The sequence below is a fragment of the Gordonia sp. OPL2 genome (genome assembly GCF_003797825.1).
In the GTDB taxonomy this organism is placed as follows: Bacteria; Actinomycetota; Actinomycetes; order Mycobacteriales; family Mycobacteriaceae; genus Gordonia.
The window spans coordinates 1-409 of record NZ_RKME01000119.1 but is presented as its reverse complement, the minus strand read 5'-3'; the positions used below and the strand labels follow the sequence as shown (position 1 = coordinate 409).

Here is a 409-nt window from a genome sequence, read left to right as displayed (position 1 = left end):
ATCCTGTACGCTGATCGCCATCGACATCAGATTATATCCGCGAAAGAGCGCTCCATGCGCTGGAAGAAGATCAGTCCGGTGAACAGCAGCAGCGACGACACCGTGACCGAGACCGCGAGGGCGAACAGGTCGGGCGTGGTTCCGCCGAGGATCGCGAACCGGAACGCCTCGATCAGCCCGACCATTGGGTTGAGCGCGTAGAGCCAGCGCACCGAGTCGGGGACGATGCTCGCCGCGTAGACGATCGGCGAGGCGTACATCCAGATCTGGATGAGGAACGGCAGCGTGTGCTTGACGTCCCGGAAGCGGACGTTGACCGGCCCGAGCCACAGGCTCACCCCGAGCGCCAGCATCGCGGTGACCGCGAGCGTCGGCACCGCGAGGACGATGTGCCAGCTCGGCATCACCC

General features: G+C 65.0%; 1 protein-coding gene. It reads right to left on the bottom strand.

Annotated features, from left to right (window positions below; translation table 11 throughout):
• Window positions 1-26 precede the first annotated feature (26 nt).
• A partial coding sequence (locus tag EEB19_RS26580) for an ABC transporter permease (protein WP_187590310.1) occupies window positions 27-409 on the bottom strand: 383 nt, incomplete at its 5' end.